Source organism: Glutamicibacter sp. V16R2B1 (genome assembly GCF_005774635.1).
Lineage (GTDB): Bacteria > Actinomycetota > Actinomycetes > Actinomycetales > Micrococcaceae > Glutamicibacter > Glutamicibacter creatinolyticus.
Genome location: NZ_VATX01000010.1, coordinates 147,823 through 157,369 on the forward strand (window position 1 = coordinate 147,823; position 9,547 = coordinate 157,369).

Annotated in this window: 6 protein-coding genes; 1 reads left to right on the plus strand and 5 read right to left on the minus strand. The window is 70.0% G+C overall.

Going from position 1 to position 9,547, the window contains the following annotated elements:
* Positions 1 to 5: 5 nt before the first annotated feature.
* From FDN03_RS07030 to FDN03_RS16930, 4 genes are all read right to left on the minus strand, one after another.
* The gene (locus FDN03_RS07030) at positions 6 to 1,631 is read right to left on the minus strand and encodes an ATP-dependent DNA helicase RecQ (protein WP_138175405.1); all 1,626 of its coding nucleotides are present in this window, start codon (positions 1,629 to 1,631) and stop codon (positions 6 to 8) included.
* Positions 1,632 to 1,814: 183 nt separating this feature from the next.
* Positions 1,815 to 4,313, minus strand: coding sequence for a DUF5719 family protein (locus FDN03_RS07035; protein ID WP_138175407.1), 2,499 nt, complete (start codon positions 4,311 to 4,313; stop codon positions 1,815 to 1,817).
* Positions 4,313 to 7,804 carry a glycosyltransferase gene (locus FDN03_RS16795; RefSeq protein ID WP_283205477.1) on the minus strand — a complete coding sequence of 1,164 codons (3,492 nt, stop codon included), beginning with the start codon at positions 7,802 to 7,804 and terminating at the stop codon, positions 4,313 to 4,315. The genes FDN03_RS07035 and FDN03_RS16795 overlap by 1 nt, the downstream gene beginning before the upstream one ends.
* Positions 7,804 to 8,325 (minus strand): WhiB family transcriptional regulator, encoded by a 522-nt coding sequence (locus FDN03_RS16930; RefSeq protein WP_138175411.1) that lies wholly within the window; start codon positions 8,323 to 8,325, stop codon positions 7,804 to 7,806. Before FDN03_RS16930 ends, FDN03_RS16795 begins: the two co-directional genes overlap by 1 nt.
* 286 nt (positions 8,326 to 8,611) lie before the next feature.
* Between FDN03_RS16930 and FDN03_RS07050 the strand changes: the two genes are divergently transcribed.
* Complete coding sequence (locus FDN03_RS07050; protein ID WP_138175413.1) at positions 8,612 to 9,331, plus strand: TIGR03089 family protein; 720 nt, start codon at positions 8,612 to 8,614, stop codon at positions 9,329 to 9,331.
* On the opposite strand, the gene FDN03_RS07055 is transcribed toward FDN03_RS07050, so the two are convergent.
* Positions 9,328 to 9,547, minus strand: a 220-nt coding sequence (locus FDN03_RS07055) for an integrase core domain-containing protein (protein ID WP_138175415.1), incomplete at its 5' end; no start/stop codon positions are given. The two genes, FDN03_RS07050 and FDN03_RS07055, sit on opposite strands and share 4 nt — an antisense overlap.

The following is a 9,547-nucleotide window of genomic DNA, read 5'->3' on the forward strand; positions in this document are numbered from 1 at the left end:
CCGGCCTATTGCCGGCGCAGCACCCCGGTCTCGTCGATGACATCCTTGGACAGCGTCTTGTAGCCTTCCTCCTCGAACAGCACGGTCAGCCGGTCCTGTTCGCTGCTCATCACGATCCCGCTGCCCCACTGCTCGTGGATGACCGGTTCGTTCAGCGGGAAGCTCTCATCGGCCTCGCTCAGGTCCTGCGCCGTGCCGGCCAGGCAGTTGTCGCAGTTGCCACACGGGTTTTCCAGCTCATCGCCGAAGTAGCCCAGCAGGTACTGGCGCCGGCACCCCTCGGTTTCCGCGTAGCCGCGCATCATCTCCAGGCGGGAACGCTCGATCCGGATCCGGGTCTCGGCCGACTCCACCGCCTGCTCGACCGCCTGGTCCACCTCCGGGCCCGGTTCGGCGATCACCAGGTTGCGCCGGGTGCGCACCACCCCGGCCGATTCGAGCAGGTTCACCAGGTTGGTGACCTTCCGGGCGGAGAACTGCCCGGCCAGCTCCCGCTTCAGGGTTGAGGGCCTGACCCGCCGCCCGGCCCCATGCAGGGCGGTGAGCACCCGGCGCACCTCCTCGGGGTCCGCGTGGTGGGTCCCGAAGAAGGTCTGCAGCCCCAGGTCCTCGGAGCGGTAGTGCAGGATCGCCCGCGCCGCTTCCCCGTCCCGGCCGGCCCGGCCGATTTCCTGGTAGTAGCTGTCCAGGGAGCCGGGGATGTCCCCGTGCACCACGAAACGCACGTTGGGCTTGTCGATTCCCATCCCGAAGGCGGTGGTCGCCACCACCACGTCCAGGTTCCCGTCCAAAAAGTCGTTGTGCACCGCCTGCCGGTCCCCGCGGTTGCGCCCGGCATGGTAGGCGGCCGCGCGCAGGCCCCGGTCGTTTAGTTCCGCGGCGTACAGCTCGGTGTCCTTGCGGGTGGAGACGTACACCAGTCCGGGGCGCGGCAGCGCTGCGACCTGCTCAAGCACCGCCGCCCGCTTCTGCCCGTCCTCGTGGTGCCGGTTGACCTCCAGGCGCAGGTTGGGACGGTCGAAGCCCTCGGCGATCACCAGGGCGTCCTTCAGCCGCAGCCGTTCCACGATTTCCTCACGCACCGGGGCGGAGGCGGTGGCGGTCAGCGCCACGGTGCCCGGCCCGCCGATCGAATCCTTCAGCGCTCCCAGACGCAGGTAGTCGGGCCGGAAGTCATAGCCCCAGGCGGAGACGCAGTGCGCCTCGTCAACCACGAACAATGCCGGCTTCAGCTTCTTCAGCCGGTCGATCACCTCGTCCTTGGCCAGCTGTTCGGGGGCCAGGAAGAGGAACTTGATCTTTGCCTCGGCCGCGTCCTGCCAGGCCTGGCGCTGCTGCTTCTCGGTGGCCGCGGAGTTCACCGCCACCGCCCGCACGCTGCCGGGCAGGGCGTTGATGTCCTCCAGCTGGTCGGACTGCAGCGCGATCAGCGGGGAGACGACCACCACCAGTCCCTCCAACGCCATCCCGGCCACCTGGTAGATCGCGGACTTGCCGTAGCCGGTGGGCATCACCGCCAGCACATCCCGTCCATCCACGGCGGCCTTGATGGCCTTCAGCTGGTCCGCGCGGAAGGATTCCCACCCGAAGACCTCGCGGGCCAGGCGCTTGAGTTCGGCTACATCGGCCATGTCTACCACCTTTCGGCGGCCAGCTTATGCCACCGTGGGCGGTGCGCGGAGTTTTCCTGTCAGTAGCCTTGGAACCGGGGCCCGCGCCACCGGCAGTGCGTCCGGGCGGGGCACAATACACAGAACCCCGGCCGGCAGCGACCGTGTGGGGTCCTGCCGGCCGGGGTCCAATTGGTGGTGGCGCTAGCCCCCGACGTTCACCACGATGCCCTCGCTGCCGACACTGGCCGGCGGCATCTTCGCCCAGCTGACCGAACGGTCCGAGCCGAGCAGGGTCTGGGCAATGTAGGCGTTCGCGTCGGCCTGGAACAGCACCGCCTGGGCGTCTTCGGAAACGTCGGTGGGCTTGAAGGTGCGTGAGGTGCCGGCCGGCACCTTCAGCTCCTGGCCTTCGGCCATCGATCCGTCATTGGAGATCACCACGGCGTTGACGGTGGCTTCACCCTGCGGGGCGGCGATCGTGAAGGTCGCGTTGCCGTGGGCCGAAAGCGGGGTCACCTGGTTGCCCACCAGCGGCTGGGAGCTGCTGGCCCAGGCGGTGTCCGAGGAGTCCTTCGGGTTCTTTCCGCGCACCATGCGCACCGCGGCGGTCACCGGGTCATCGGCCTCCACCACCACGGTGTAGTACCCGGAGTCCAGCTGGCGCAGGTCCACGATCGAGGTGGCGTTCGAGGCGACGGCCAGGTGGTCATCGAACTTCGCGGCGACCTCGCCGCGCTCGTCGAGCACCTTGACGCTGAACCCGGCCCCGGCGGCGCCGGTGGCGGACACGTGCAGTTGCGGCACCAGGTTCTTCGCCGCAGCATCTGCGGTCAGTTCGTCGATGTTCGACTTCTCATCGATCCACACCCCGGGGATCACCTGGGTGTTGGCCGCCGGGGCGCTGGCCGCGACGAAGTCCACCCCCGAGGGGGTCAGCCCGCGCAGCGCGGACTGCTGGATGCTGGCGGTGATCTTCCCGCCCAGCGAGCGGATGTTCGCGGAGACCGACTCCTGGCCCTGCGCGTAGCCGCCGAGCACGATGGCCCGGTTCGCCCCGGGGGCCAGCACGATTTCCTGCAGCGTGGAGGTGTCGACCAGCCCCTGCGGACCGCGCAGCTCAATGGAGACCTGGGCGGTGGTGGAGGTCGGGTTGGCCAGGTGCAGCACCGAGGAGCTGCCAGTGGTGGTCTGCAGGCCGGTGAACCGCCAGTTCGACGCGGCGGCAACACAGTTGCCCGCGGCCAACCCGGCCAGGTCCCCGTCCTTGGCCTGGTAGCTGCGCAGCCCGCTGCCGATGGAGGGCAGATCCCCCAGCGGCTGGATGCGCAGCACCTGCAGCGGGTCCAGGTTCGCGGTGTTGCTCACCTGGGCGGTGCGCCCGGTCAGGCCCTGGTCATCCGAACCGCGGGCCTCGCGGGCCTGCTCGTCCGGGATGCGCTTGGTCAGCTGGCGGGATTCGTCCTGGCCCAGCTCACCGAGCCCGGATCCCGGAATGCGCTTGGCCAGGTCGGAGACCACGGCACTGCGGATGCTGGTGGACACGTCCTTGGCGCCCGGGGCGAACTGCGGGTCGGTGCCGTCCACGCCCTTGAGAAGCTGCGGCACCTGCGGGCAGGTGTACACGCTGTCCCCGGCCGGCAGGCTGGTGACGGCGCTGGGCAGTTTGCCCGGTTCGGCCTGCGGTGCGAACAGCGATCCCGCCGCGACGGCGCCGCCGGCCAGGAGCACCACCAGGGTGCTGCCGGCCACCGCCCCGGCCTTGCGCCGTCCGGAGTGCCGGCTGTCGCGGGCCGCGGCGGCCTGCGCCTTCTCCCGCTTGCGGCGGCGCTTGGCCGCCTTCGAGTCCAGGTCGGTGGCGGCGGCACCGGCCGCCGTCGCCTGCGGGGCCGGGGTTCCGGGCTGGGCGCCAGTCGTGCCGTCGCTTTCGCCCCGGGTGTCCGAAGCGGTCGGCTTCTGTTGGGCGGCGGCGCCGCTGGCGGCCTGGGCCCCGGCGGCACTGCCCGCGGCGGCACCGGACACCGCGGTGCTGCCCGCGTCCTTGGCCGTGGCGGGCCGCTCCGGGGCGGACGCTGCATCGGTGGACGCCGGCTTGTGCGCGTGCTCCGTGGTCCGCGCCGGCCCGCCGGGCTGGGCCGGGGCGGCGTCAGAGGCGTCGGCCGGCTTGGGCACCGGGTTCGCGGGTTTGCCCGCGGCCCCGGGTCCGGCGCCCTCGGGCGTGCTGGCCTGGGGGCGATCCGTGCCCGGCTGGGCGGTCCCGGGCTGTGGGCCGGAGGGCTTTGCGGGTGCCGAAGCCGGAGCCGTGGCCTGCGGCTGGCGCTGCGCGGGCTTCTTCGCGGGTTCTGCTGCGCTGCCGGCGGCAGGTGCCTCGTTCGGCTCCTTGCCCCGGGTGCGCCCGCGCGCCTTCTCCCGCTTCTGGCGCAGCTTCTGCGCCTTCTTCTCGGCCTTGGCCTCCGCCTTGGCCCGGCGCTTGAGTTCGGCGGGGCTCGGCGCGTCGCCCTTGGGTGCGCCGGCACCCGCACCGGGCTCGGCGGCGCGGTGCGACCCGCTGGCCTCGGTGACCGGTTGCGGGGCCGCCGGCTTGGGTTCGGGCAGCGCGCCGGAAGCCGGCTTCGGGGCGGGGGTTCCCTGCGCTCCCTTGGCGTTGTCCTCCCGCCCGGTGTTCGGCTGGTCGTCCATCGGCTTCTTCGATTCGTCAGCCACTATTTCTTCTCCTGCTCAACGCTGGAATCGGACAACCGGTCACTGGCCTTCGGGGCCAGCTGGTCGCGCAGCTCACGCTGGCGCTCCCGGGCCTGGCGTCGGCTGAGCGGGGTGTCGGGCACCAGCTGCGGGGCCGGTTCCTCCAGCTGCTCGGCGTGCGTCGTCGGCTCCGGGCGCTGCGGGGCCACGGTGGCACCGTGCGCGGTGCCCACCGATACCGGTTCCTCACGGAAACGGAAGTCGGCATCCCGGTATCCGGAGAGCCGGCGCCCGGCCGGGACCGGGATGGCCAGCAGCCCGGTCACCAGCAGCACCACCGCGCCGAGCACCAGCAGCGGCACGGCCAGCAGCTGCTGGTAGCCGACGTTCAGTGCCCCGCCCTGGGCGGGCACCTCGAACGCCTGCGCCCAGCGTTGTTCCCCGTCCTGCGGGTAGGTCACCGGGCGCAGCTGCTGCCCGTCCAGGCTGGCGTTGAAGCGGCTGTCCACACCGGTGGCCAGCACCAGGGTGCGCGGCTGCTGCGCGGCCGGAATCTGCACGTCGCGCAGGGTGCCGCGGCGGCTGTCGAGCACCTGCACGCTGCCGTCCTCGGCGATCAGGCGGGCGAATCCGGTACCGGCGTCCACCGCGTTATCGTAGGTCACCCGCCACAGCCAGCCGCTGTCGGTCTGCCCGATGGCGGCCAGGCCGCTGGCGGCGTCCAGGGTGCGCACCATGGCCGAGGGTTCCCCGGCCTGGTCCAGCACCACATATCCGACGCCGAGCTGGCGCAGGTTTTCCCGGGCGTCCACGGTCGAATCGGCCAGCAGCATCGCCACGGCCTGGCGCTGCAGGTCCTGCGGCACCGAATTCTCATTGCGTTCAGGGTGCAGCAGCGAACCGGTCAGCTGCGCCACCTGGGAGCTGCGGCTGAGCGAGTCCAGGCTTTGCCCGGCCCCGGAGACCAGTTCACTGTCGATGCTGCCATCCGCCCGCTGGCGCAGCACCAGGGTGCGCTCCTGCAGCGGGCCGCGTCCGGCATCGGCGGCCGTGGCCGGGATGCTGCGTTCAGCCGAGGCGTGCACCTGCTGCCCGGCCACCAGGGCGGTCGGGGACTGCTGTGGGGCCGGCACATCCAGGGTGGCGGCCACGGCCACCGCACCGCAGGCCACCACGCTCACCGCGGAGCACACGGCCAGCAGCTTCAGGGTCGGCGCGGCGCCGCGGGCCCGTTGCCCGTGGGCGTGGTGTTCGGCGCGCAATGCGGCGACCGCGTTGGCCGCCGCAGCCAGCAGGGCGAACACTGTCAGTGAGACAAACGGGCCGGTGTAGGCGCTGACCGTCTGCTGCGAGTCGATGCCCACCGGGATGAAGCCAATCCCCCACCCGGCGACGAGTGACAGCAGGGCACCGAGCACCATCATCCGGCAGTTCGAACGCAGGGTGCGCTGGCCGGTGGCGGCGCTGCCGATGGTGCCCACCACGGCCAGCGCCACCAGTGGGGCGCCGACCAGCAGGGCCAGCACCAGCGCCCACGGGCCCTCGGGCAGGAAGCCGAAGCCCAGCGGCGTGCCGGCGGCGTCAAACGCCTCCGGGAAGCCCAGCAGCTGCTGCCACGGGGCGGCCGGGGTGAACGCGGAAGGCACGCCCGGCTCGGTGAACAGCAGGCGCGGGTTGCCCAGCGCCTCCAACAGCAGCGGCAGGTTCCACACCAGCGCCGGCAGCGGCACCCACCACAGGGTGCGCGCCTGGCGGGCGCGGGTGATGGCCACCAGGTACAGCAGCACGCACAACAGCAGGAAGAACGGGAAGGACCCGGCCGAAATCAGGAACAGCAGCAGCGCCGCGCAGGCCGAGGCGGTCCACGCCGAGGCGTTGGAAATCCCGGCGGCACCGGCCGTGGGCTCATGCCCGATCCCGGCCTTCAGCGCGCGCAGCACCGCCAGGAACAGCAGCGGCAACAGCACATGGATCAGCGCCGCGCCCACCCGGCCGGAGGCCAGGGCGGAGAACAGCACCGGGGACAGGCCCCAGAACAGACTGAGCACAAAGCGCACCGCCCGGGAGCGGGAAAGCGCCCCGGCGCCGAACCAGGCGAACAGGGCGGCCAGCGGCATCGCGGCCAGCAGCAGCACGGCGCTGGCCTGGTTGGCGTGGTCGAAGCTGAGCGCGGAAAGCAGCCAGTACAGCAGGTCGGTGTTATCCGGTGCGGCCCCCAGGCCGCTGCCGGCCGGCTGCCACCAGCCAAAGGCGTTGCGGGAAATCTCGCTCAGGCTCAGCGACAACGGCTTGAGCGCCCCGCCGCCCAGGGCCTGGGCGCCGAGCAGCGAACGCCACGCCACCAGCGAGACGCCGGTGGTCAGCAGCAGGGAAAAAATCAGGGAGAAGACCGCGGTGGTCTTCGGCGGCCCGGCGATGCGCACAAAGTCGGAGAAGTTGTCCCCGCTGGGCTCGGCCGCGGGCTCCGCGCCGGTGCCGTCGCCGAACACCTGGTGCTCCTCGGCCTTGGCGCTGAGGTTGCGCCGGTATTCGCGCACCTCCACCGCCGGAACCATCAGCCGGGTCGCCTGGTGGCGGGAGACCCGCCGGCTGGCCTTGGCCTGGCGCCGGGAGGCGGCCAGCTTCACCGGGCTGAACAACCCGCGCAGCGTGGCACCGAGGTGGTTGAACGCATGGCCCGGGTCCTTGGCCAGCAGCGAGAGGAAGAAATGCCCGATCCCGGCCAGCAGGATCCCCAGCCACACAAACGGCAGCGCCGGCGCCGAGGCGTGCTTCAGGCGCAGGTAGACCTCGGAGCGGCGGGCCTCCTTCGGCCCGGCCAGCGCCGCATGCACGTCCGTGCGGTGGTACATCTTCGCCGCCGGGACCACCACCACGCGGTGACCGGCCAGACGGTTGCGCCAGCACAGGTCGATGTCGTCACCGCGTCCGGGCAGGGCCGGATCAAAGCCGCCCAGCTCCTCGAACACGTCGCGGCGGATGAACATGCCGGCGGAGGAGACCGCAAAGTAGTCGCTGCGCGCGTCGTACTGGCCCTGGTCCACCTCGTCGATGTCGACCATGGTCAGCCGCTGCGCCTTGCGGTCGGTGCTCAGCCCCACGTCGATCAGCCGTCGCGGGGAGTCGATGTCCAGCAGCTTGCACCCGGCGATCGTCACCGACTCGCTGGCCTCAACCACCGTGGTCAGCGCCTCCAGGGCGTCGGGGGCCGGCATCGAGTCGTCGTGGATGATCCACAGCCATTCATCGCGATCCGCGCGGGCATCGGGCAGGCTGGCCACGGCTTCGGCCACCGACAGGCCCAGCGAGTGCTTGTCCGCCCTGACGATCAGCGCATTGGACGGCAGGTTGGCGCTCAACACCTGGGCGGAGCCGTCGGTGGAGCTGGCATCAACACCGATGAACCGTTCAATGGGCCGGGACTGGTTGCGCAGCGCGGCTAAAGTGCGTGGTAAAAAGTCAGCGCCATCGTGCGTGGCAACGATGGCGGTGACATGAACTTGCGGGCGAATTAGATTGCTCGTTTCCGTAGACGACGACGTTCACGCTCGGACAGGCCTCCCCAGATGCCGAAGCGCTCATCATTGCTCAATGCGTACTCCAGGCATTCGGAGCGGACCACGCAGGCCCCGCAGACACGCTTGGCGTCGCGGGTCGAGCCGCCCTTCTCCGGGAAGAAGGCCTCCGGGTCGGTCTGCGCACACAGCGCACGGGCCTGCCAACCGAGTTCACCCTCGTCGACTTCCCCACCGATTCCCAGCCAGACAGCCTTAATGCTCTCACGCATCTGGTCGTTTTCATCCAGTTCCGGAGCCCAGGAGCCGGTGTTGTCCTCGTCCGGCTGCGACTGGGTCTGGTGTTCACGCAGGAATGCATCCGCGGCATTCTCCAAATCAGCGGCGACGGAGGACTGCGATGCCCCGTCGGCCTGCGGATCGACAAACCAATCGGACGGAGCGCCCTGAACCCCATACTGGGCGGACGCAACAGCCGATGTCGAATACTCGGAGTACCCCTGCTCCATCTTCGCCATGGTGATGTTGACCCTTTCGCTACACGTCTCGTCTCAGGCATCCTGACGATGCCACACGCCCCGACTCCGGTTAGTCCATCGAAATATCGAAAAACTCTTACCGGCGTCCGGCGCACCATCTAATTACATCGGTGTAACTCCTCGAGAGTCAAGCGGGGAGGTTATTCTATGGACAGATCTCGGCATTGTGTCTTCACAACACGCCGGAGAAATCCCCCGCCAATCCGGGCGAGTCGCCAGTTCCGCGCATTCCCGGTGAATTCCCAGCAAGCGATTGAGGTTCAGCATGACAATCGATACCAATTCGTTACCTTTCGTCGAAAAGTTACTTGGCCCCCGCCGCGCCGACGCAACCCCCTGGCTGATCTGGCATTCAGCCGACGGTGAGCGCATTGAACTGAGCGGACGGGTCTTCGACAACTGGGTGGCGAAAACGGCGAACCTGCTCGCCGAGCTGTTCGACGTCCAGGAAGCCAGCAAGCTGGTCTTCGACCTGCCCGTCCACTGGAAGAGCCTGGTGCTGGCCGTCGCGGCCTGGCACCACGGGGCGACCGTCATCACCCCCGACGACCCGCAATCCGCCACCGCCGCGTTGTGGATCAGCGACCGTCCGGCCGGGGAGCACATTCCGGCAAGTGCGGACGTGCTGGGTGTGGACCTGGCCGCACTGGCCCTGTCCTTCACCGGGGATCTGGGACCGGCCGAGGACTACAACGCCGAGGTACGCGCCTTTGCCGACGACTACTACCCGCAACCGGTCGACGGCGGCCTGAGCGCGCTGCGCACCGCCAACGCCGAGCTCAGCTACGAGCAGCTCTTCTCCCACCCGGGCCGGGCGCAGGGAACGATCCTGGTCTCCAGCGAGCTGGGCATGGAAAGGCTGCTGCCCTTTGCCATCGGCCAGTGGCAGGCCGGGGACGCGCTGGTGTTGGTCGGGCCGGGAGTTGAAATCACCCCGCGGCTGCTGGAGGGTGAACGCGTCACCGCCCGCCACCCCGAACACTAGGTGTTCTTCCCATGGACGTTGTGTACGCGGTCGATGGGTGATTTGCCGCCGATGCCGGTATGGGGTCTGTGATGATTGTACTCATGGAGCCAGGCCGGGTAAGCGGCGGCGCGCTCGGCTTCTGAGCCGTAGTGCCGGGCGTAGGCCCATTCGAACGCGAGAGTGCGGTGGAAGCGCTCGATCTTCCCATTCGTCTGAGGCCGATACGGCCGGGTG

Excerpts from the sequence above, each read along its gene's own strand:
- FDN03_RS07050 (WP_138175413.1), top strand. The coding sequence starts at position 8,612 with ATGACAATCGATACCAATTCGTTACCTTTCGTCGAAAAGTTACTTGGC.
- FDN03_RS07030 (WP_138175405.1), bottom strand. The coding sequence starts at position 1,631 with ATGGCCGATGTAGCCGAACTCAAGCGCCTGGCCCGCGAGGTCTTCGGG.
- FDN03_RS16930 (WP_138175411.1), bottom strand. The coding sequence starts at position 8,325 with ATGGCGAAGATGGAGCAGGGGTACTCCGAGTATTCGACATCGGCTGTT.